At 36.8% G+C, this 22425-nt stretch carries 19 protein-coding genes; 13 read left to right on the top strand and 6 right to left on the bottom strand.

Annotation, left to right across the window (positions count from 1 at the left end):
* Positions 1 to 285 precede the first annotated feature (285 nt).
* Positions 286 to 891: an SAM-dependent methyltransferase gene (locus BR72_RS23420; protein WP_035437718.1), complete on the top strand. Its 606-nt coding sequence runs from the start codon at positions 286 to 288 to the stop codon at positions 889 to 891.
* A 152-nt stretch (positions 892 to 1043) separates the two neighbouring features.
* Here the strand turns inward: BR72_RS23420 and BR72_RS23415 are convergent, their stop codons facing one another.
* Both BR72_RS23415 and BR72_RS23410 read right to left on the bottom strand, forming a co-directional pair.
* Entirely contained in the window at positions 1044 to 1508 is a 465-nt protein-coding gene (locus BR72_RS23415) for a hypothetical protein (RefSeq protein WP_035437791.1), read from the bottom strand.
* A gap of 22 nt (positions 1509 to 1530) precedes the next feature.
* The gene (locus BR72_RS23410; protein ID WP_035437717.1) at positions 1531 to 2010 is read right to left on the bottom strand and encodes a GyrI-like domain-containing protein; all 480 of its coding nucleotides are present in this window, start codon (positions 2008 to 2010) and stop codon (positions 1531 to 1533) included.
* A gap of 110 nt (positions 2011 to 2120) precedes the next feature.
* On the opposite strand from BR72_RS23410, the gene BR72_RS23405 reads away from it, so the two are divergent.
* Together BR72_RS23405 and yjeM are read left to right on the top strand one after the other, a co-directional pair.
* A complete protein-coding gene (locus tag BR72_RS23405) occupies positions 2121 to 3083 on the top strand; it encodes a helix-turn-helix transcriptional regulator (RefSeq protein ID WP_035437715.1) in 963 nt (320 codons plus the stop codon).
* Between the two features lie 527 nt (positions 3084 to 3610).
* Positions 3611 to 5134, top strand: a complete 1524-nt coding sequence (gene yjeM / locus BR72_RS23400; RefSeq protein WP_035437713.1) for a glutamate/gamma-aminobutyrate family transporter YjeM — start codon at positions 3611 to 3613, stop codon at positions 5132 to 5134.
* A gap of 346 nt (positions 5135 to 5480) precedes the next feature.
* Here yjeM and BR72_RS23395 read toward each other — a convergent pair whose 3' ends face one another.
* A complete protein-coding gene (locus BR72_RS23395; RefSeq protein WP_035437711.1) occupies positions 5481 to 6653 on the bottom strand; it encodes an MFS transporter in 1173 nt (390 codons plus the stop codon).
* An 81-nt stretch (positions 6654 to 6734) separates the two neighbouring features.
* On the opposite strand from BR72_RS23395, the gene yeiL reads away from it, so the two are divergent.
* From yeiL to BR72_RS23375, 4 genes are all read left to right on the top strand, one after another.
* On the top strand, positions 6735 to 7406 hold the full coding sequence (gene yeiL / locus BR72_RS23390) for a transcriptional regulator YeiL (RefSeq protein WP_035437710.1): 672 nt from the start codon (positions 6735 to 6737) through the stop codon (positions 7404 to 7406).
* Between the two features lie 414 nt (positions 7407 to 7820).
* Positions 7821 to 8168: a hypothetical protein gene (locus tag BR72_RS23385; RefSeq protein ID WP_035437709.1), complete on the top strand. Its 348-nt coding sequence runs from the start codon at positions 7821 to 7823 to the stop codon at positions 8166 to 8168.
* 479 nt (positions 8169 to 8647) lie between these two features.
* A complete protein-coding gene (locus tag BR72_RS23380; RefSeq protein ID WP_035437707.1) occupies positions 8648 to 9292 on the top strand; it encodes a LytTR family DNA-binding domain-containing protein in 645 nt (214 codons plus the stop codon).
* A gap of 127 nt (positions 9293 to 9419) precedes the next feature.
* On the top strand, positions 9420 to 10934 hold the full coding sequence (locus tag BR72_RS23375; RefSeq protein ID WP_035437705.1) for an acetyl-CoA hydrolase/transferase family protein: 1515 nt from the start codon (positions 9420 to 9422) through the stop codon (positions 10932 to 10934).
* A gap of 154 nt (positions 10935 to 11088) precedes the next feature.
* Here the strand turns inward: BR72_RS23375 and ahpF are convergent, their stop codons facing one another.
* The 3 genes from ahpF to BR72_RS23360 form a co-directional block, all read right to left on the bottom strand.
* A complete protein-coding gene (gene ahpF, locus BR72_RS23370; RefSeq protein ID WP_035437704.1) occupies positions 11089 to 12615 on the bottom strand; it encodes an alkyl hydroperoxide reductase subunit F in 1527 nt (508 codons plus the stop codon).
* A 14-nt stretch (positions 12616 to 12629) separates the two neighbouring features.
* A complete protein-coding gene (gene ahpC, locus BR72_RS23365) occupies positions 12630 to 13193 on the bottom strand; it encodes an alkyl hydroperoxide reductase subunit C (RefSeq protein ID WP_035437703.1) in 564 nt (187 codons plus the stop codon).
* 150 nt (positions 13194 to 13343) lie between these two features.
* Entirely contained in the window at positions 13344 to 14579 is a 1236-nt protein-coding gene (locus BR72_RS23360) for a helix-turn-helix domain-containing protein (RefSeq protein ID WP_035437702.1), read from the bottom strand.
* 150 nt (positions 14580 to 14729) lie between these two features.
* Here BR72_RS23360 and BR72_RS23355 point away from each other — a divergent pair, with 150 nt between their 5' ends.
* The 6 genes from BR72_RS23355 to BR72_RS23330 all read left to right on the top strand — a co-directional run bounded on the left by BR72_RS23355 (position 14730) and on the right by BR72_RS23330 (position 21761).
* Entirely contained in the window at positions 14730 to 17021 is a 2292-nt protein-coding gene (locus tag BR72_RS23355; RefSeq protein WP_035437701.1) for a glycoside hydrolase family 3 C-terminal domain-containing protein, read from the top strand.
* A 222-nt stretch (positions 17022 to 17243) separates the two neighbouring features.
* The gene (gene mtnK, locus BR72_RS23350; RefSeq protein ID WP_035437700.1) at positions 17244 to 18476 is read left to right on the top strand and encodes an S-methyl-5-thioribose kinase; all 1233 of its coding nucleotides are present in this window, start codon (positions 17244 to 17246) and stop codon (positions 18474 to 18476) included.
* A gap of 12 nt (positions 18477 to 18488) precedes the next feature.
* The gene (gene mtnA, locus BR72_RS23345) at positions 18489 to 19532 is read left to right on the top strand and encodes an S-methyl-5-thioribose-1-phosphate isomerase (RefSeq protein ID WP_035437699.1); all 1044 of its coding nucleotides are present in this window, start codon (positions 18489 to 18491) and stop codon (positions 19530 to 19532) included.
* Between the two features lie 71 nt (positions 19533 to 19603).
* The gene (locus BR72_RS23340; protein ID WP_035437698.1) at positions 19604 to 20245 is read left to right on the top strand and encodes an L-fuculose-phosphate aldolase; all 642 of its coding nucleotides are present in this window, start codon (positions 19604 to 19606) and stop codon (positions 20243 to 20245) included.
* A gap of 127 nt (positions 20246 to 20372) precedes the next feature.
* Positions 20373 to 20603, top strand: coding sequence for an excisionase family DNA-binding protein (locus BR72_RS23335; RefSeq protein ID WP_035437696.1), 231 nt, complete (start codon positions 20373 to 20375; stop codon positions 20601 to 20603).
* Between the two features lie 459 nt (positions 20604 to 21062).
* On the top strand, positions 21063 to 21761 hold the full coding sequence (locus BR72_RS23330) for a hypothetical protein (RefSeq protein WP_035437695.1): 699 nt from the start codon (positions 21063 to 21065) through the stop codon (positions 21759 to 21761).
* Positions 21762 to 22425 lie beyond the last annotated feature (664 nt).

The following is a 22425-nucleotide window of genomic DNA, read 5'->3' as shown; positions in this document are numbered from 1 at the left end:
GGCAGTGTTATCATTCTTAGGTGGAGTAATTCCATTAGTAGCAGAACTATTAAAAGCAGTAATGTAAATTCATTATTTCGCAATTATTTATAAAAATTATCATACAAATGATCTGTATAGTAAAGAGGAATTGCTGTGCAGATCATTTGTGTGAGCGAAGTCCCTTTCGTATTATGAAGGGACTTTTTTTCATATGGTGTAGGTTTGGAACTCTTATATATATGATAAAATCGAAAGGGATCTGGAGTGTATTAAGATTCTTTTCGTAGAGAGTAGGGTGAAAGCATGAACGAACAATATTACGATGCAGTGTTAAATATAAAAACAGTAGGAGAGCAAAAAGAATTCTACAAGTCCTTGCATTATCACCGTTATGAACCAACACCATATCGCGCACTTGAAACATTATTTACGCAATATGATTTAAAAAGCAGTGACCGGGTTGTCGATTTTGGATGCGGGAAAGGACGATTAAATTTCTATATTCATCATTTCTATCATGCGTCTGTTGTAGGGGTGGAAATGAACGAGACGTTCTATCAAGAAGCGCTGGAAAATCGAGATCGCTATGTAAAAAAGGAGAAAAAAAGTAAAGATAAAATTCACTTTCAATGTTGCTTAGCGCAAGAATATGAGATTGATCCGCTTGATAATAAATTTTACTTCTTTAATCCGTTTTCTGTGCAAGTGTTTATGAACGTGATCAATAATATATTGTTTTCGGTAGAACAAGTGGAACGGGAAGTAGAACTGATTTTGTATTATCCATCAGAGGATTATATTTATTTTCTAGATAATCAAACCTCGTTTGAATTGAAAGAGGAAGTGAGACTGCCGGGATTGTATGAGCGTAATTCGAATGAGCGGTTTTTGGTGTATCGTTTGGGGTAGTAGTTAAAATTAATTACGCCAAACCGTATCATAAGTAAATGAGGTTTTTGCGAAAAAAGTAACAGCACCCTTTAATTTGATGGAAAGGTGCTGTTTTGTTATTTGAAGGCCTGGATGAACATTTGTTGTATGAATGGTTGTTTTTGCTTACTTTAATATTCACCTTTAATTACAAAAAACGAGCCCCGAATTGTTCCAGCTAGTTTAGACTTCTGCCTAGCAAACTTAAATTTCCCTTCTAAATCTTTTGGTACCTCCATCCCTTCAGAAAGCTTAAAACCAACAGCCCGCTTCTTAGGGACATCAACTGTATACATGACGTTGACCACAAGACCATCCTCATAAATGACGTAGGCAAATTTAATATTTTCCACTTGAAAACGCGACGTTTCTAAAGGTTTGGCCGCAAACTCAATATCGCGGTCTTCTTTCAAAATTCGGTTCACATAATCAAGAGTCTCCTGGCTTTCGCTAGCTGGTACAGTCGTAAATTCATGCTTATATTTGTTCATAAAGTAACGGGCTTCATTAGCACGTAAACCAGCAAGCGCTTCTGATACAGGTGAGGACTCTAAGCCAACCGTAGACACATTTTTAAAATCAACAATAAAGGACATTTCCATCTCTCCTTTTATTTCTTTATTTCTTAACAACAGGAATCCACATTTCACCAAATACTAATCCGTTTCGTTGCCCCATCTCAACCGTTGTATTTGGCCCACCAACATAGGAAAAATTCTTTGCTTCTGGCAAGACTTGACCGAAGGCAATGCCAGTAAGCTTATTACTTAACTCATCAGCCGTTTTCCCTTCTCCTTTAACAACTAGGTATTTCCCTTTAGGGAATTGGATAACTCTGGATTCTTCTGGTACTGATGCCTCTGTCATGACGCCAGCATAATGCATCATCTTGTTATTCACCGCTTCGTTCACGGCAAAAATGTAGTCATTTGTGGCTATGGATTTTAAAGTGTCAAGTCTTCCATCTTGTTTGACGGCCCACCAAAAGTCTTCCTTTTCCTTGTTTATGCCAGCATAGTCTGTGTAATCGCTCTTAAGCTCAATTCCAATACCTAAAACGATAAAGCTGTCTTTTTCTTCTAATGTATAATCTGCCATATTCAAACACTTCCTTTTTTTTTAATTAATCAAATGATTTGTCTTTTCACTTGATGAGTTTATAATAACCTTGAATCATGTCAAAAAATGATACCGTTTAGGAGGTCCCGATGAAAAAAGTTGAACGGATTAATATCATCATGCGGTATATCAACAACCGTGCCCACTTTACAATTTCTGAAATCATGCGAGAATTTAACATCTCTCGTTCGACAGCTATTAGAGATATCAGAGAAATCGAAGCCATGGGGATGCCACTTATCGCTGAAGTTGGAAGGGCTGGGGGTTATTTTGTCATGAACAACTCTGTCCTGCCCACTGTTCGCTTTACCGATAATGAGATTAAAGCTCTTTTTATTGCCTTTATGGCCACAAGAAATCAACAACTCCCTTATCTAAAGAGTCGACAGTCTTTAGCTGAAAAATTACTAGGCCTCATCTCAGAAAACCAGCAAGATGACCTTGTTCTTTTAAATCAAATCTTGCTTTTTGAAGGGACCAACCCAAATAATCCTGACCTACTTGATCTGTCAGATCTCCCACATCCTATGTTAGAAAAACTTATCCAAATCCTTCTTTTGGATAGCTATTTATTGATTACCATCAAAGAAGAGAAGATAATAAAGTCTTATCCAATTTATCTCTTGCACCTTTATCGTGAAAAAAGCCTTTGGCTAATTGAAGGCTTTGACTTAAAGGAAGAAAAGATACAGATTTTTTCTGTCGACAATCTCATCAATGTCAAACCATATCCTACGAAAAAAAGATTAAGTAAGAAAAAGATTTTAGAAAAATTAAGTAAGCGGGAAGAAGTAATCAACCTTGTCCTTGAACTTGGTCCAAAGGCGATTGCCCAGTTCAAAAAATATCATCCTTTAAAAATTTCAATTTCCTATACGAATCCTTACCAAATTACAGCCATTTTAAAGACATTTATCAATGTTAATAATCCTGAAGAATTGACCGAAATAACAAATTGGATCCTTTTTTTAGGTGGGGATATCAAGATCAGGGAAGTGCCAAAAGAAGTCTTAGAAGGTTTACAAGAGAGATTATTCCTATACTGTCCATAAGCAGTGCCATTTACCAGTTGCCCCTTATTTTCGCACACCCAGAAAAGATAAAGGTTTCTGAATGTCGGAAATACTTTTAAAGGGTAATAGCATTTTTATCAGTACTGTTCTTTATTGAATTTCTAGTAAATTCATTTTAGTAAAAAAAGGTTAAACCTCATTTAGATGCGTTACGGTGAACCTTACCATAAGTAAATAAGGTTTTTTTATTGATTAGTTTCAACGTCAAGATGAGAAGAATAGGAAAACTAAAATCATTGTTGAATTAAAAAATGCTAAGCCTATGTAAAGGAATTCGGGGAGGTTAATAGTATTAGAATATGTTCATATGATTGTAACAGTGGATTATAGTAGCTATAGTACAATTTGGATATAATAAAAAAGCAAGAAAAGAAAGCGATTGTATCGTTTATTTACGTTGGTTGGAAATGCTACTCTATTTTTTAAAATGTAGGATTAAGTATGATTATACGAAATAAACATTCCGTGTTGAAGTTATATGATAACTATAATTAGGGGGGAAATGTGTGTCAAACACAAGCATAACCAAAAAGTTGACTTTAGTATCCCTAGTGTTAATGATTTTTACTTCTGTTTATGGATTCAACAACATTCCAAGATCATTTTATAAGATGGGTTATGCCGCTATTCCTTGGTACATATTTTCAGCCATAACTTTCTTTGTTCCTTTTGCATTAATGGTAGCTGAATTTGGTTCCGCCTTTAAAGAAGAAAAGGGTGGTATCTACTCATGGATGGAAAAATCCATCGGTCCAAAATTTGCATTTATAGGAACGTTCATGTGGTATTTTTCTTATATAACTTGGATGGTCAATGTCGCATCCGGTATGTGGGTTCCGGTGTCAAATGCTATCTTTGGACAAGATACAACACAAAACTGGACTTTATTTAATCTTCGAGGACCTCAGGTTCTGGGGATTTTAGGAATTGTATGGATTCTTATAGTAACCTATACATCAACTAAGGGTCTGGATAAAATTAAAAAAGTAACCTCTTTAGGTGGTACTGCAGTCTTGTTATTGAATGTATTTCTTTGGGTTGGTGCAATAGTAGTACTTATAGGTAATCATGGACATTTGGCGCAGCCGATTACAGGGTTACATTCGTTTACTCAAACACCAAATCCTAAATATGCAGGAGATATTATTGCTTCGTTAGCATTTGTAGTATATGCCCTCTTCGCTTATGGTGGACTTGAAGCAGTAGGCGGTTTAGTGGATGTAACAGAAAATCCAGAAAAAACGTTTCCGAAAGGAATTCTTTTATCTGCAGCCATAATCTCTGTAGGGTATTCATTAGGAATACTATTAATTGGAATATTCACAAACTGGGCATCTGTAATGGGTATTGCGAATGTTAACCTAGGAAACGCAAGTTATATAGTTATGGCCAATTTAGGATACTCAATAGGTACCGCCTTTGGAGCAAGCCATGCTACAGCTGCGGCTTTGGGATTTGGGGTTGCCAGATACATTGGACTTTCAATGTTTCTGGCACTGTCCGGTGCGTTCTTTACCTTGATGTTTTCACCGTTAAAACAGATGATTGAAGGAACACCTAAGAGATTGTGGCCCGGGAAAATCGGTGAAACAAAGAATGGGCTGCCTGTGAATGCTATGTGGATTCAAGCTGCTATTGTTTGTGTAATGATTGCACTAATCGCTTTCGGTGGAAGCACAATGGCCGCATTCTTTAACATACTCGTTTCGATGACTAACGTGGCTATGACAATACCGTATGTATTTATAGCACTTGCATTCCCGTATTTTAAGAAAAAAGTGGAAATCAATAAGCCGTTTATCGTATATAAAACGCAATTGAGCGCAAATCTTTGGACATGGATTGTTGTTCTAACAGTTGGAATTGCAAATTTCTTTAGTATCATACAGCCAGCTTTAGAAGGGGATATGCAAACAACCATTTGGAGTGTAGCTGGACCCGTTATTTTCTCAGTTGTTGCATGGTTAATGTATAGCAAGTATGAAAAAGTACATGATATAGAAAAGCAGAAACAAAAGAAAATAAGTTAGCCTTAAAATTCAAAAAGATAAAGATTGAAGTGGAGCACAATATGGCTTCACTTTTTTTCTTGTCTAAATTACCTCATGTAGATTTGTTACGGTGAATCTTATCATAAGTAAATGAGGTCGCGTGCTGGTATGGGGGTCTTACTGCCCGCGAATAGCGGGATAAAATTGATGGTAAGTTAATAGGCTTGTCCAAAATGGACAAGCCTGCTTTATAATAACCCAGTATTACCTAATGCTCTACAATGATCTTAAGCATTAGGAGAAGTGAAAACGCTGTTTGCATATCCGAAGATTTGCGCGGCATATAAGATCAATTTCACTTCGTCTGGTCTCTTAAATAAACAAACTAAATAAAAACTGCTGCTTTCTTTTTATGTTCCAATTTCCGATAAACAAGCGCAAGCAGCATCGACGGTATGGTACAAATAATCATCCCGATAAATGCGTATCTTGGCTCGATTTCGTATAAATAACCGCCGAACATCGTGAACACCGCAGTACTCCAGCTAAGTGCCAGTGCTGAATACATGCCTTGTGCTTTTGGAATCTGCGCATGTGGAAGGTTTTTGATTAAATATTTCATAAAGGCATAATGCCCCATTGCAAATGAGCATGCATGCAATGTTTGCGCGATACAGAAAACAATAACATTTGGAAAGGCAAATACTAATATCCAACGTACGGATGAACCAAGTGCCGCTAGTGTCAGTAAGGAGCCTACTGAAAATTTATGAAAGCTCTGATCTGCGATTGAGAAGAAAATAATTTCTGCGATTACGGCAAGGTTAATAATCACTCCAATTAAATATTTGGGAGCGTGAATATCTTGTAAAAAAATATAGCCATAGCTGTAATAAGAAGCGTGTGCCGCTTGCAGTAAAATCACAATGACGAGCACCAAACCAAAGTTTTTGATGCGAAATAATTTCAGCATACCGCCTTTTTTCGTTTGATCCGCTTGCGGTTTTTCGGATAAAACAACGGGTGCACGCATAAAACCAAGACACACGAATACCAATGTGCCGAGTAACAGCGCCCATAAAATCACTTCATCCCCAAACGCCCCTGTAAATATGGTTAAGATCATACCTGCCACGACAAACCCAATGGATCCCCACGAGCGGCTCTTCCCATAATGTCTTAATTGATTACTTTGCGCAAGTACGCCAGCTACGCTATCTAAAGCAGGCATCAACGCTGGGTAAATAAAATTCAAAAGTAACGTTACCACAAGTAAGCTAACAAAGGAACTCGCTGGAATACAACACAGAATAGCAATTAGTGTGCCGATTGCCATCCCATTTAATAAGGTTTTACTACTAAATTTCCTCGATAAATAAGGAAATGCGATTAATGTAGAAAGGCCTCTTGCAACCAAACCTAAGCTCATAATCAAACTAGCTTGTGAAAGCGTAAGCCCTTTTGTATGAATCATCCATCCTGTCCAATAGGGTAGAAAAATGCCCCATGTCATATAAAAACTAAAAAATTGTATACTCATCCAGCGTTGTGTGTTCATTCTGTATCCTCCTCATTGTTTGCATGATAACATGGAGAAACGTACAATAATATGAGATATCTCATATTTTTGGGGTGGATTATGGAAATTTATAAAAATGAGAAAAGGCAAAGATATTTGAATGAATACTCCATTGCGCATTTATTTTCTTTCTCGATTGAAGAGTTTATAGAAGTGCATGAATATAAACGTGATGAATGGATTATTCAAGAAGGCATGCGACCGGATTTTTTATTTTATGTTATTGAAGGAAAAGCAAAAATTTACGTAACGCATCAAAATGGAAAAGTTTCCTTAATTAATTTTATCAATGCGAATGATTATATTGGAGAAATGGAATTATTAAATGAGGTGTACTATACAAAAGGGATTCAAACCTCCACTAAGATCATTTGCTTTGCGCTTCCTTTTCATTGCTGCTATGCACAAATGTTAGAAGATGCAAAATTTCTACGTGAACTAACCAAGTTTTTAAGTATAAAAGCAACACAAATGGCTGCAAAGTATTCGTATAGTCTCGCCTTCCCACTTGAAAACCGGCTTGCGGATTTTATTTTGCAAACCTCGGATGAAGAGGTCTATAAGGAGAAACACGTAACTGTTTGTGATTTTTTAGGCGTCTCCTATCGACATTTATTGCATGTGCTTGCACAATTTTGCGAAAAAGGGTATTTGCAAAAGGAAGGACGTCACTATCGCATTCAGCAGCACAATCCATTATATGAACTTGCTGAGATGTTGAGGAATAAATAACTAACTGCGATTCATAAATAGTGGTATGTCAAAATAGAAGAACAGACGTTTACTCCGATAAAAACCTTAATTTAATGAGCCTCACTTAGATTAATCATGGAGAACCGTATCACAAGTAAATGAGATTTAAAAATAAATACCTAATCCCTATTACAGTAGAGCGGTATGATGTAATGGGGTGAGATGTAAATAAAAAAGAAGGGTGGCATGTTAATTTAAATAGTTCCGTTTTCGTGGATAAGTATTGGAAATAGTTTACGAATTAGCATATCAATTAACATATGAACTGTTATGCTTTTTTGTTGATATAACAGTGTTTTTAAAGAAAATAAATAATAACGTGACAATAGATATTTCCATTATTTGGAGTGTCGTGTTAATTGCTAAGTTATTTCTAATGAAAGGGTGATAAGGATGGCTTGTGTTCATGATTTTGGAATAATTGATGATTTCGACCATCAAGGAAATTATAATGATTATACTCCAGAGAAATACCATTGTGTTTCTGTTGATGATGATATTATCAGCAGTTTGAATGAACATTTATCAATCATGAAAACCTACTTTCATTCATTCAAGCGCCCAGAATGTGGCTTAGCTTATTGGGGTATCACAATTATTCCACCTGAGTCGTTATCAATGTTTTATGAAGTAGTTACATCTTCAAGGTACTTTAAAAATTCTGATGAACTTAATGAATTGGCATCAAAAATTGTACAGGCAACAGAAGGGCAGAAATACATGATACATTATGGAGTTTGAATATGATTCTAAGTTTAGTTTCTCCCATTGATATGGTTTAGCTTACTGTATTTATCTTGTACGATTGCTGAATACAATGTGATTCTTCAACGAGTGGTTTAATTCAAAAGAACTACATAATAATGTTAAAAAGCTTTGGACTACTCCGAAGCTTTTTTTGTGTGCTAATTATATTGTTAGCTATGTCGCTAAATCACATGTCATTTATACCGTGATTTAGCCTTTTCTCCACGTTATCCGAACTACTTAATATTAATAATTCACTTCTTCTTGTTCCTACACTCTCACTGTGAGATCGCAGGAACGAACTTTATATGAAAAAAATATTTGAACACATAATTTCTATATTTTTTGTACTGTTTGTAAGCGTCATCACTGTTGAATTTCTTTTTGATTAGGAAATTTATTACTTTTCTATCAGAATCAGTACGGTTTGGTGTTAATAATAGTAGTATAATAATGGATGAGGTGTTAATAGTATGAAAGATATAACATTAGGCTTACTACTAGATGTCGTTGGTGAATTATTTTCAGATGAAATTTCAATAGCTGTTTCGAATACAAAAGAATATATCTACTATCGGCCAAGTAAACGAATTGATTTAAAGATTAGCGTTGGGGATCCTATAAAGGAAGGGACGATTGCCCATAAAGCGATCGTGACAAAGCAAAAGGTTTCTGAGTTTATTAACCGGGATGTTTTTGGCGTTCCTTATCATGGAATGGCTGTTCCCCTTTTTAATAACGGAGAGCTTGAGGGGTGTGTGACGGCAATTTATCCAGCTTTAACGGATGGAAAGTCGGTCGTTACTTTAAAAACAACGGACGGCTGGGTTCCGATTCCTTTTTCAAAGGTTATTTATTTAGAAGCCAAAGATAAAAAGACGTATGTGAATTCAGAAACGTTATCAGGAACACATAAATACTCTCTGCAAGAATTCGAATATTTGCTTCCGAAGGATTCGTTTATTAGATGCCACCGCTCATTTATTGTAAATGTTAATCATATTAAAGCGATTTACCCTGATACCCATTCTACTTTTTTACTATCGATGGATAATGGTGAGAGGGTACCAGTTAGTCAATCATACGCCAGTTATTTTCGGAAGCTTCTAGGATTTTAGATTTTCTGTTTTAGAACCTAAATTCTCTCTTTTATCTGAATTTTTCGTATCGTATACCAAAATCCCTATTTTGATAGTGTTAATGTGTAAAATAATTATGAATATTCATTAAGAGAGGGATTACATTATGGAGAATAAATTAGAGAGAATCAGGGACCATCGTCTAAAGGACCGAGTCGTTACACCTGAAGAAGCAGCTTCCTGGATTCAAAGTGGAATGACGTTAGGGTTAAGTGGGTTTACACGTGCAGGTGATGTGAAGGCAGTCCCATTTGCGCTTGTGAATCGCGTTAAGGATGATAAAGCTTTTAAAGTAAATGTTTATACTGGAGCTTCTTTAGGCTCGGATGTAGATAAATTATTTGCTGAGGCAGGAATTTTAGGAAAAAGATTGCCTTTCCAAGCCGATCCGACTATGCGAAAAGGAATTAATAATGGAGACTTTTTATTTGTGGATCAGCACTTGTCTCATACAGCAGAGTTACTTCGCGCTGACGTTATGGATATAGATGTTGCTATTTTGGAAGCGGTTGCAATAACTGAGGACGGAATGATTATTCCAACCACTTCAATTGGAAATTCCTTAGCGTTTGCCTTAAATGCTAAGTCGATTATTATTGAAATGAATATGGCTCAATCTACACAACTAGAAGGGCTTCATGATTTATATGAGCCAGGGAAACAAGGGGAAAGGCTTCCAATTCCGCTCGCTAAATCGGATGATCGAATTGGAACGATCGGTATTCCGATTGACGTTGAAAAAGTGAAGGGTATTGTGTTTACGAACCAGCTAGATTCGCCATCGACGATTGTTCCTCCAGATGAAGAAACTGTTATTATGGCACAGCATTTAATAGAGTTCCTTCGAAAAGAAGTAGAAGTAGGCCGATTAACGAATAGTTTAGCGCCATTACAATCGGGAATTGGTTCAGTGGCCAATGCGGTGCTGCATGGAATGTTAGATTCGGAGTTTGAAGGTTTAGAAGTGTATTCTGAAGTATTACAGGATGCGGTGTTTGATCTTATGGATGCCGGGAAAGTCAATTTTGCTTCCTGTTGCTCCATCACGCTTTCTGAAGAGAAAATGCAACAAGTATTTTCTAACTTTGAAAAATATCGCGACAAATTAATGATGCGCCCGCAAGAGATTTCCAATCATCCTGAAATCATTCGTCGTCTTGGATTAATCTCGATTAATACTGCTTTAGAGTTAGATATATACGGAAATGTTAACTCTACTCACGTTTTAGGTACAAAAATGATGAACGGTATCGGTGGTTCTGGTGATTTTGCAAGAAATGCACGCTTAGCTATTTTTGTGACTAAGTCGATTGCGAAAGGTGGTAACATTTCAAGTATCGTTCCTTTCGTTTCGCATGTAGACCATACGGAACACGATGTCGATGTGATCGTCACTGAACAGGGATATGCTGATTTAAGAGGACTAGCGCCAAGGGAAAGAGTGGAACTAATTATTGAGAATTGCGTACATCCAATGTATCGTGAGCAGCTAAGAGCTTACTACCAAGAAGCACAAACAAGAGGTGGACAAACTCCTCATGTTTTAGAAAAGGCTTTTTCTTGGCATACGAATTTTGCTAAAAATGGAACAATGCTTGAAAAGGTACTGGAAACTGTATAGGAAACCGCAAACAAGCGGTTGATGGAGACTACTTATATGTTGAATATCGTCGAAGCGCCGATATATTGCAAAGAACGGTCGATAACGGAAAAAAGAAAGCTACTACACTACCAATTAGGTAGCACAGCGGCTTTCTTTTTTAGCTTGTTACTGATTAATTTCGGATTAGATAATCAAATGCACCTAAAGCTGCATTTGCACCTGATCCCATTGAAATAATGATTTGCTTATATGGACTATTTGTACAGTCACCTGCAGCAAATACTCCTGGTACGTTTGTAGCACCGTGTTTATCTGTAACGATTTCACCACGATTACGTTCAACAGTGTCGCCTAACCAATCTGTGTTTGGTACAAGACCGATTTGAACGAATACACCTTGAAGTTCAATGTGATGAACTTCTTCAGTTTCACGATCGATGTAAGAAATACCGTCTACTTTGTCAGTACCAGTGATTTCTTTTGTTTGTACGTTCTTTAGAACTGTTACGTTCGGTAGGCTGTGAAGGCGTTCTTGTAATACAGCATCAGCTTTTAGTTCTGGCATAAATTCAAGAACAGTTACGTGTTTTACGATACCGGCTAAATCGATTGCTGCTTCAACACCAGAGTTACCACCGCCGATTACTGCTACGTGTTTTCCAGTGAATAATGGACCGTCACAGTGAGGGCAGTATGCTACACCTTTGTTTTTGAACTCAGCTTCACCTGGTACGCCAACATTGCGCCAACGAGCACCTGTTGAAATGATTACGCTCTTACTTTTTAGAACAGCGCCGTTTTCAAGTTCCACTTCAATAAGTTCTTTCTTCTCTAAACGTTTTGCACGTTGTAGATTCATAACATCGATGTTGTACTCTTTTACGTGTTCTTCAAGGCTTGCTACTAGCTTAGGACCTTCAGTGTGTTTTACGCTGATAAAGTTCTCAATGCCCATAGTATCCATTACTTGACCGCCGAAGCGTTCCGCAACGATACCTGTGCGAATGCCTTTACGTGCTGCGTAAATGGCTGCACTTGCACCAGCTGGACCGCCGCCAACAACAAGAACATCGTATGGATCTTTATCAGAAAGCTCTGATACATCAGGACCGTTACCCATCTTAGCAAGAATTTCTTCAAGTGTCATACGACCGCTGCTTAAGAATTCACCGTTTAAGAAAACAGATGGTACTGCCATGATGTCTTTGCTTTCTACCTCTTCTTTAAATGCAGCGCCGTCAATCATAGTATGTGTAATACCAGGATTCAGAACGCTCATTAAGTTTAGTGCTTGCACAACATCAGGGCAGTTATGACAGCTTAGGCTGATGTAAGATTCAAAATGATATTCGCCTTGAATATTTTTTACTTGATCAATTACTTTTTGTTCAACTTTTGGAGCTCTGCCACTAACTTGTAGTAAAGCTAAAACTAATGAGGTAAATTCATGTCCTAGAGGGATACCAGCAAACGTTACTCCAGTGTCTTCGCCGATACGATTCACACTAAAGCTTGGTGTTCTCTCCAATTGTGCTTTCTCTACCTTAATTTTGGATGACATTGTAGCTAATTCATCTACTAGAGCTAGCATGTCTTTCGATACGTCATCGGATCCTGCGCTAACTTTAAGTAGTACATCGCTTTCCATCAGTTGAAGATACTGGGCTAATTGTGCTTTTATATCTGCATCTAGTATCATTTTGATTACACTCCTTAAATTTTGCCTACAAGGTCAAGGCTTGGTTTAAGTGTTGCAGAACCTTCTTGCCATTTAGCTGGGCAAACTTCACCTGGATTGTTGCGAACATATTGTGCAGCTTTAATTTTGTTAACAAGGATGCTTGCATCGCGGCCGATACCGTCTGCATTAATCTCAACAGATTGGATAATACCGTCTGGGTCGATGATGAATGTAGCACGAGCTGCAAGACCTTCTTCTGCAACTAATACGTCGAAGTTGCTAGTGATTGTGCGAGTAGGGTCACCAATCATAATGTATTCGATTTTGCCGATAGTTTCTGAGCTATCATGCCATGCTTTATGTGTAAAGTGAGTGTCTGTAGATACAGAATATACTTCAACGCCTAATTCTTTTAAAGTTGCATATTGGTTTTGTAAATCTTCTAGTTCAGTTGGGCATACGAATGTGAAGTCTGCTGGGTAGAAACAAACTACGCTCCATTTTCCTTTGAAACTTTCATCAGTAACTTGGATAAACTCTCCATTATGGTAAGCATTAGCTTTAAACGGTTTTACTTCTGTGCCGATTAATAACATATTAAAATTCCTCCTCAATTTGGGTTATGAGCAACAAAAACTATTTTGCTCATAAAGAAAAGTTTTTATTAACTATAATAATTCTAATTCGATATTAATTATCATATAAAAGTCTTTATTTTGTCAAGGGAAATGTTCAACTTTTCTAAACTAATTAACACATTCATTTCGAAATTGTTTAGGCGAAACACCAGTATATTTTTTAAAGACTTTCGTAAAATGACTTTGGTCATGAAAGTTTAATAGTGTAGAAATTTCGGATAAAGAATGTTTTGTATAGGTTATTAAGCTTTTTGCTTCATCTATTTTGGCACGCTGAATATATTCGCTTGGAGAAATCCCTACTTCTTTTTTGAAAAGAACGGATAGATAACTAGGATTTAGCGCAGCTATTTTCGCTAAATGAGAAAGTGTAATATCCTCGTATAGATGAGTGAATATATAATTTTGGCATGCGCTTATTGGTCTGGAATACTTTTGCATCTTCCCGTTTTTTACTCGTTCTGAGAAATCAAGTAAAGCATTCTCTAAAAATGGAGTAATTGCTTTGTTTTCTTTTATTTCTTCGAGGTTTTGGATGAGTAAGTCACTAAGGGTATAGGCGATTTCCGGGAATAGCCCACCATCTACGGCAGCTCTAGTTGCAAGTGTAATCGCTGCGATGGCGGAATTTTTTTGGCTGCGCAGGTGACTCGTTTTCGATAACACCCCCAGATTCCCTGCTTCAGATAATCCCCTTAGATTTTTAATTAAATCATCCTTTTTCCCTTCTTTAATACACGCAAAGATTTTCTTCTCAGCAAGTGGATCGATATGAGTCAATAGATTTTGACGTTGCTCCGATATATGTATAGCAGGCTGTTCTATTTCAAACTTTTCATTTTCTAGCAGTATATTTTTTTGCAGGATATCAACCATGTCTAATTTTTGCTGATACAGCATGTAATAAAGAACCATGCTCACATTTAAAAAATTTAAATTGCTTACAATTGGGAGAGAGTGATAATAGCGAACCATTTCATCTTTGTTTATTTTTAGATGAAGATCATTGATGATTCCTTTAATTGATACTTCTGATAGCCTGGAATAAAGGACAGGTCCGACAATGATGTTCCCAATAAATTGGTCATCTGAACGCAAGTGAATCGAGAAAAAGTTTTCAAGGCAGGAGGTCTCCCTTAGTACTGGAAAGCGATAGAAGTTTTCCTCTCTAAATAGTTGACGGAATACCTCTTCTTTTGAAGAATACAAGGGATTATGCTGGAAATTGCGGGAGAGTTCAAATACTAAATCTCCCTTGTTATCAATAAAAAAGATAGGTATTTTATGCATATCAAAGATTAGCTTACAAATATAATTTAAATCCTCTAGTTTGGAAACATTCATGATTTTAACCTCTATTCATTAAAACTTACATAACATCAGCTAAAATTTTTACAATTATTCTAAAAAAAATACCATAATATCAAAAAAATAAAAATTATAATAGATTAAAGAAAGCGCTTACTAATTAATCTTTTGATTAGGAGGATTATCATGAAAAGAGATGTTAAGCAAATTATTTCACAAATGACGCTAGAAGAAAAGGCGAGTTTATGTTCGGGATTAGATTTTTGGAATACAAAAGGGATTGAGCGATTAGGAATACCATCAATTATGGTAACTGATGGACCGCACGGGCTTAGAAAACAAGCAGAGGGAGCGGATCACTTAGGGATTTATAATAGTGTCCCAGCTACTTGTTTCCCATCAGCAGTAGGATTAGCGAGTACATGGAATAAAGAATTAATAAAACAAGTAGGAGTTGCATTAGGAGAGGAATGTCAGGCTGAGAATGTCGGTGTTCTCCTTGGACCTGGTGCAAACATTAAGCGTTCGCCGCTATGCGGAAGAAACTTTGAATATTTTTCAGAGGACCCTTATTTATCATCTCAAATAGCTGCAAATCATATTAACGGTGTACAAAGCCAAGGGGTTGGAACATCATTAAAACATTTCGCGGCTAATAATCAGGAGCATCGCAGAATGTCGACGGATGCAGTTGTTGATGAGAGAACATTGCGTGAAATCTATCTTGCTAGTTTTGAAGGTGCTGTTAAGGAGGCACAGCCATGGACAGTAATGAGTGCTTATAACAAGGTGAATGGTGAATATGCTTCGGAAAATAAGGATTTGTTAAATGATATTTTAAAGGATGAATGGGGATTTGAAGGGTTTGTCGTTTCTGACTGGGGTGCAGTAAATGAGCGCGTTGCGAGTTTAGCGAACGGTTTGGAACTAGAAATGCCTTCAAGTTTTGGAATCGGTGAGAAGAAGATTATTGATGCAGTTAACTGCGGTGAGTTAGCTGTAGAAAAGCTTGATCAAGCAGTAGAACGTCTTCTTAACATTATTTTTAAAGCCGCTGATAACAAACGGGAAAATGCTGTATATAGTAAGGATGCGCACCATCAGCTTGCAAGAGAAGTCGCACGTGAAAGCATGGTGTTGTTAAAGAATGAAGACCAAATCCTACCATTGAAAAAAGAAGGAACGGTAGCTGTGATTGGAGGATTTGCCAAGGCACCTCGCTATCAAGGCGGCGGCAGCTCCCATATTAATCCAACAAAACTGGAAAGTATTCTTGAAGAAATTGAAACTGTATCGGGTAAAAATACAAACGTATTATTTGCCGGGGGCTATGATCTTGCGAGCGATGTTGTAGATGAAAACATGATCAATGAGGCAAAAGAAGTCGCAGCTAGAGCAGATACAGCAATTCTTTTCGTTGGACTTCCGGATCGTTATGAATCGGAAGGATATGATAGAAAGCATTTACAGATGCCAGAAAATTATGTGCAATTAATTGAAGCCGTTGCAGAAGTTCAAAGTAATATTGTCGTCGTTTTAAGTAACGGTGCTCCAATTGAAATGCCATGGATAGGTAAAGTAAAAGGAATACTTGAAGGCTATTTAGGTGGGCAAGCGCTAGGCGGAGCGATTGCGGATTTATTATTTGGCGACGCGAATCCAAGTGGGAAATTAGCGGAAACATTCCCAAAAGCCCTAAGCGATAATCCTTCTTACTTAAACTTCCCTGGTGAAGGTGACAAAGTGGAATATAAAGAAGGCGTGTTCGTCGGATACCGTTATTATGATATGAAAAACGTTGAACCATTGTTCCCATTTGGCTTTGGATTAAGCTATACAACCTTTGCGTATAGTAATCTTTCAATTGATAAGAAAAAAATTGAAGATACAGAGACTGTTTCTGTTCGTGTAAACGTGAAAAATATTGGCAATGCAGCAGGGAAAGAAATTGTTCAGCTTTATATAAAAGATGTGGAAAGCAGTGTGATCCGTCCTGAGAAAGAGTTGAAAGGCTTTGAAAAAGTGGAATTACAACCAGGAGAAGAAAAAACGGTTGCCTTTACGTTAGATAAAAGATCATTTGCTTATTATAACGTTGAATTGAAAGACTGGCATGTTGAAACAGGTGAGTTTGAAATTTTAGTAGGAAAGTCTTCAAAAGAGATTGTCCTGCATGACAGCATTTATGTTGAATCAACTGTTTTCATTCAAAAATCAGTACACCGTAATACGTTACTTGGAGACTTGTTTGCAGACCCAATTTTAGCACCTATTGCAAAAGAGCTTATGGTAAAGGCATTAGAAGGTAATCCACTTGCTAATGTGACGGAAGGGGATAATGATGCCTCCGAATTGATGGATGCTATGCTGAACTATATGCCATTACGGGCACTAGTGAACTTTAGCGCAGGTGCATTTACAGAAGAAATGTTAGGTGAGATGATTGAGTTATTAAACAATGCACAGGTGAATCGTTAATACCTAGACTGCTAGGGTTGATGAAGTAACTTTAAGTCTATTAATTTGAAAGAGTGGCGTAGGCCGCTCTTTTTTCATAGGGAGAATGTTTGACTCATATTCCCAACAAGCTATAATAAAAACTAGATATTTGTTTCAAACAAATTGTAATCTAAGAAAAATTACATCTATCATTTTTAAGGCTTTTAGAAAACGCTTACATTTAGTGTGGAGGGAGAAACCATGTCTAAGTTCACGAAGTATTTTTTGATGGAAGCTAGTGATGTTATACCGTATGTAATGGAAAAATTATCAATGTTCGAGGATGCACAGCGTTTGCAGTGTAAGGAAATTGGTGACGGTAATTTAAATTATGTGTTTCGCGTTTGGGATGAAGAAAGGGGAACTTCTGTTATTGTAAAGCAGGCAGGAGATACGGCGCGTATTTCAGATGAGTTTAAGTTATCTACAAATCGGATTCGGATTGAGTCAGATGTGTTGCAGTTAGAGGGGGAGCTAGCACCACGCCTTGTACCGGATGCGTATTTGTATGATGATGTCATGAATTGCTGCGTGATGGAAGACTTGTCAGATCATACAATTCTACGGACTGCGCTTATAAATCATCAAACCTTTCCTAAACTTGCAGAAGATTTAACAACCTTTCTGGTAAACACATTACTATTCACATCGGATGTGGTCATGAATCATAAAGAAAAGAAAGAGCTTGTAAAAAATTATATCAATCCAGAGTTATGTGAAATTACAGAGGACCTCGTGTTTTCTGAGCCATTTACAGATCACAACAAACGAAATGAATTGTTTTCTGTAAATGAAGGCTGGATTCGAGAACATATATATGGCGATCATGAGCTTCGCACTGAAGCGGCGAAGTTAAAGTTTTCGTTTATGACAAATGCACAAGCGTTATTACATGGCGATTTACATACTGGATCTTTGTTTGTAAGAGAAGATTCTACAAAGGTAATTGATCCAGAATTTGCGTTTTACGGACCGATGGGATATGACATTGGAAACGTTGTGGCAAATTTAATATTTGCCTGGGCTAATGCAGATGCGACAATGGTTTCAGGAGTAGAGAAAGATATGTATGTGAACTGGTTGGAGAATACCATTATCGATGTAATTGATCTATTTTCTACGAAGTTTTTAGAAGCATGGGATGTTCACGTTACAGACATTATGGCGAAAGAGGAAGGGTTTAATCGTTGGTATTTACAGTCTGTATTAAAAGATACAGCGTCTGTTACTGGTCTTGAATTGATTCGCCGTATTGTTGGATTAGCAAAGGTGAAAGATATTACATCCATTCCCGATGAAGAAGCTCGCGCTAGAGCAGAACGTATTTGTTTACAAGCGGCAAAGTCGTTTATTTTACAAGCAAATACGCATCAAACAGGAAATGATTTTTTACAAACATTAAAAGCAGAAGCGTTGTCACTTAGCGCAAAATAAGGGGAGAAGATCATGTCTGAACAATTAATACCGATTCAATGGAAAGATGATGCTTTAGTTTTATTAGATCAGACGCTATTACCAAATGAAGTTGTCTATGAATCTTTTGAGGCAGCAGAGAGTGTATGGGATGCGATTCAAGTCATGAAGGTACGCGGTGCACCAGCGATTGGAGTTTCAGCAGCTTACGGTGTGTATTTAGGGGTAAAAGACGTGCAAGAAGATTCGCTGGAATTGTTTATTAATAAAGTGCAAAAGGTATGTGCGTATTTGGCGACTTCAAGACCGACAGCTGTAAATTTATTTTGGGCGCTTGAGAGAATGGAGAATACAGCAAAGGAACATGCTCATTTATCGATTAACGATTTAAAACAGAGATTGTTAGAAGAAGCAATAATGATTCATAGAGAAGACGAGGAGATTAATCGTCAAATTGGTGAGCATGCCCTTACGTTATTCCAAGATGGGATGGGTGTGTTAACGCATTGTAATGCCGGTGCTTTGGCGACAACAAAATATGGAACAGCAACAGCGCCGATGTATTTGGCAAAAGAAAAAGGCTGGGATTTAAAAATTTATTCGGATGAGACGCGTCCGAGATTACAAGGATCTACATTAACGGCATTGGAGCTGCAGCGAGCTGGCATTGATGTGACAGTTATTACAGATAACATGGCAGCGATGGTCATGTCACAAGGGAAAATTGATGCAGTCATTGTTGGCTGTGACCGCGTGGCAGCAAATGGTGATGTGGCCAACAAAATTGGAACGTTAGGTGTGTCTATTTTAGCAAAGTACTATAACATCCCGTTTTATGTAGCAGCGCCGACACCAACAATTGATTTAAAAACGCCAACGGGAAAAGAGATTCCAATTGAAGAACGTGATGCGTCTGAAGTCATTAATCGTTTTGGGCAATATTCAGCACCGCAAAATAGCAAGGTGTATAACCCAGCGTTTGATGTAACGCCGCATGAGAATATTACGGCAATTATTACAGAAAAGGGGATTGTACGCCCGCCGTTTGCAGCGAATTTAGAAAAGCTATTTCAGTAATTAGGAATGATAATAACGATGGAGCAGTGGTCATTATAGAGAAGCATTTTGCCGGGGAGGGTACATAGTATATGTTACTACAAAAAGAGAGAGAAGAAATTGTAGAGTATGGAAAGAAATTAATTACAAGTGGTCTAACAAAGGGGACAGGCGGTAACATTAGTATTTTTAACCGTGAACAAGGCCTTGTAGCAATGAGCCCAAGCGGATTAGATTATTTTGAAACAACGCCTGAAGATGTGGTCGTATTAAATTTAGATGGTGATATTGTTGAAGGAACAAGAAAACCATCTAGTGAACTTGATATGCATCTCATTTTTTATCGAAAAAGAGTTGATATAAATGCTCTTGTGCATACACATTCTCCTTATGCAAAAACAATTGCATCATTAGGTTGGGGTCTTCCTGCCGTTTCTTATTTAATAGCCTTTGCCGGGCCGAATGTACGTTGTGCTCCGTATGCAACGTTTGGGACGAAAGAATTGGCAGAAGCAGCTTATGAAGGAATGATCGATCGCCGTGCTGTGTTACTTGCGAATCATGGATTAATTGCAGGTGGACATAACATGAAAATGGCGTTTACAGTTGCTGAAGAGATCGAGTTTTGTGCACAAATTTATTATCAAACGAAATGCATCGGAGAGCCACAACTATTGCCGGAAGAAGAGTTGCGTGTATTAGCGGAAAAATTTGAGACGTACGGTCAAAAATAAGTTTTCATATGACTAGCTCCTCAATATACAATGTATGTGGTAAAGTTGACATGGATAGAAATTGAATCGATTCATAAAAGGAGTAATTTTATTTACTCCTTTTATTAGTAAGAAGGGACTGAACATATTGTATTTAACGGTAAAGGAAGCAGCTGAATTTTTAAGTATGCCCGAATCGTATATCGAAAGCTTAATTCAACAAAAACGCATACGTGCTGTTCATGACGGAGAGCAGTATTTATTGAATAAAGAGCAGTTTAATACACATTTAGAACAAATGGAGAAGTACAAAAGGTTAGTAGAAGAAATATTAAATGAACCAATTCCAGAAGATATGGATGTGAAAGATGAGGACTAGGAAGCATTTCCTAGTCTTTATATATGGGGAGTACGATCACTTATTAGTGGTTTAAGTATAAGGGGGCTTTGCTCACATGTTTGTTAAAATGTGGGCGCTTATGGTGATGATATACCAATAAAAAACACCATATCCATATATTTCTGATTGTAATTGTAATTTTTTAATTTATACTTTCTGTATAAATTAAAAAATTTGCAATGTCAATTATGAACTATATGCAAATAATAACAACTAAGTTATACCTTTCGTTCAGTTGTTTCATAGGCGGAAATTCGGTCTATTTTTTTTTGAGTACAACACAAACATGTGCAATACTATTAAATCTTGTGATAAAACAAGTAAATATACTTTTTAGTGAATTTTTCTAACCATCTTATATCTTCATAATGTGACTAAATAGTTATCAGAAATATTTATGTAAGTTACAAATTAGGGCTGAATTTTTAGGAGGTTTAAATGAGGAAAATATTGCCGGGGGCCATTTTATCTTATACACAGTATGGATATTTAAAGGTTCCAAAAGATGTCAAAAGCGAGTGTCCTAAATGTGGTAAATCGGGTGAGTTTAAGTTAAAAACGAATTTTTACCAAGTTACAAAAAGAGGATTATTCGCAGAAGGGCTTTGTCTTGAATGTAAAAAGCCATCAGAATTTGTGATTATGTTTAATGGTGATTCGAATCGAATGAATAAAGAATTAGAAGTGTATATATATAGTCCTTCAGATTTAAGAAATCCCTTGGAACAGCTTGAACGCAATAGACGTATCCCTATAGAACTTGTTAGGGCATACCGATCTGCTGTAAATGTCAGTCAGTCAAAGGATAATTCTGCTACTGCAGTACTGTCAAAACGAGTTCTTGAAAGTGTCCTCAAACATTTTCTTGGAGAAGAAAGTAACGGACAGTTTCTTTCCGAGCAATTTGAACAATTGCCAAAGTATATCGATTTAACTAAACAGCTTCAAGATTTTGGCCTTCTCGTTCATCCGGAAAGCCCTTTTTATGAAATGCTTGAATTGAAACAGGAAATTGATGATGAAGCAGTAGCTTTATTAACAGAACTATTAGAAGTACTTATCGAATATTTATTTGTGTTGCCTGAAAAAATCGAATCCGTACACAATAAGATTGAACAGAAATTTAAACAGGAGTAGCATGTACATTTTAATGTTTTTATACGCTAAAAGATTTTCACAAGACAATAGTATGATTTCAATTTTGATATTAATTTAAAGATAAGTTTTGAAACACCATTTAAGCTTTTTTTATCTTATTTTATGTTGAAATGTATTACTATTAAATACCTATCGACGTTTTTGAGATTAGGTAATGTTCTTAGATTAGTAAAATCAACTCTTTTTCATGCCGAATCTTGCTTAGCGTATATTTTCGTTAAAATGCGGGTCGTACGCCAATACAAAAGTACAGTCTTTATATAAGAAAGTGAACTATCAAGATTACAACAACCCATCGATTACCTAAAAAAGAAAGCAGTAAAAAAGCCGACTCATAAGAGCCAGCTTTCTTGTTTGTAATATCTAAAGGGACTTTGCTCACACAAATGATCTGCACAACAATTCATATTTGATATACAGATCATTTGTATGATAGTTTTTATAAATAATTGCGGAATAATGAATTTACATTACTGCTTTTAATAGTTCTGCTACTAATGGAATTACTCCACCTAAGAATGATAAAACTGCCATTGCGATTGCCATAAGATTTCCTCCTCTAGTATGTATATCAATTTAGCTTTGGTTTGTATTAATGAACTTATATTACTGCTTTAAGAAGCTCTTGTACGAATGGAAGTAT

Source organism: Bacillus sp. UNC322MFChir4.1 (genome assembly GCF_000746135.1).
Lineage (GTDB): Bacteria > Bacillota > Bacilli > Bacillales > Bacillaceae_G > Bacillus_A.
This window is presented reverse-complemented; position numbering and strand designations above follow the sequence as displayed.

Bases quoted from the DNA above. Each gene is read 5' to 3' on its own strand.
- BR72_RS23420 (WP_035437718.1), top strand. From the start codon at position 286: ATGAACGAACAATATTACGATGCAGTGTTAAATATAAAAACAGTAGGA.
- BR72_RS23415 (WP_035437791.1), bottom strand. From the start codon at position 1,508: ATGTCCTTTATTGTTGATTTTAAAAATGTGTCTACGGTTGGCTTAGAG.
- BR72_RS23410 (WP_035437717.1), bottom strand. From the start codon at position 2,010: ATGGCAGATTATACATTAGAAGAAAAAGACAGCTTTATCGTTTTAGGT.
- BR72_RS23405 (WP_035437715.1), top strand. From the start codon at position 2,121: ATGAAAAAAGTTGAACGGATTAATATCATCATGCGGTATATCAACAAC.
- BR72_RS23395 (WP_035437711.1), bottom strand. From the start codon at position 6,653: ATGAACACACAACGCTGGATGAGTATACAATTTTTTAGTTTTTATATG.
- yeiL (WP_035437710.1), top strand. From the start codon at position 6,735: ATGGAAATTTATAAAAATGAGAAAAGGCAAAGATATTTGAATGAATAC.
- BR72_RS23385 (WP_035437709.1), top strand. From the start codon at position 7,821: ATGGCTTGTGTTCATGATTTTGGAATAATTGATGATTTCGACCATCAA.
- BR72_RS23380 (WP_035437707.1), top strand. From the start codon at position 8,648: ATGAAAGATATAACATTAGGCTTACTACTAGATGTCGTTGGTGAATTA.
- BR72_RS23375 (WP_035437705.1), top strand. From the start codon at position 9,420: ATGGAGAATAAATTAGAGAGAATCAGGGACCATCGTCTAAAGGACCGA.
- ahpF (WP_035437704.1), bottom strand. From the start codon at position 12,615: ATGATACTAGATGCAGATATAAAAGCACAATTAGCCCAGTATCTTCAA.
- ahpC (WP_035437703.1), bottom strand. From the start codon at position 13,193: ATGTTATTAATCGGCACAGAAGTAAAACCGTTTAAAGCTAATGCTTAC.
- BR72_RS23360 (WP_035437702.1), bottom strand. From the start codon at position 14,579: ATGAATGTTTCCAAACTAGAGGATTTAAATTATATTTGTAAGCTAATC.
- BR72_RS23355 (WP_035437701.1), top strand. From the start codon at position 14,730: ATGAAAAGAGATGTTAAGCAAATTATTTCACAAATGACGCTAGAAGAA.
- mtnK (WP_035437700.1), top strand. From the start codon at position 17,244: ATGTCTAAGTTCACGAAGTATTTTTTGATGGAAGCTAGTGATGTTATA.
- mtnA (WP_035437699.1), top strand. From the start codon at position 18,489: ATGTCTGAACAATTAATACCGATTCAATGGAAAGATGATGCTTTAGTT.
- BR72_RS23340 (WP_035437698.1), top strand. From the start codon at position 19,604: ATGTTACTACAAAAAGAGAGAGAAGAAATTGTAGAGTATGGAAAGAAA.
- BR72_RS23330 (WP_035437695.1), top strand. From the start codon at position 21,063: ATGAGGAAAATATTGCCGGGGGCCATTTTATCTTATACACAGTATGGA.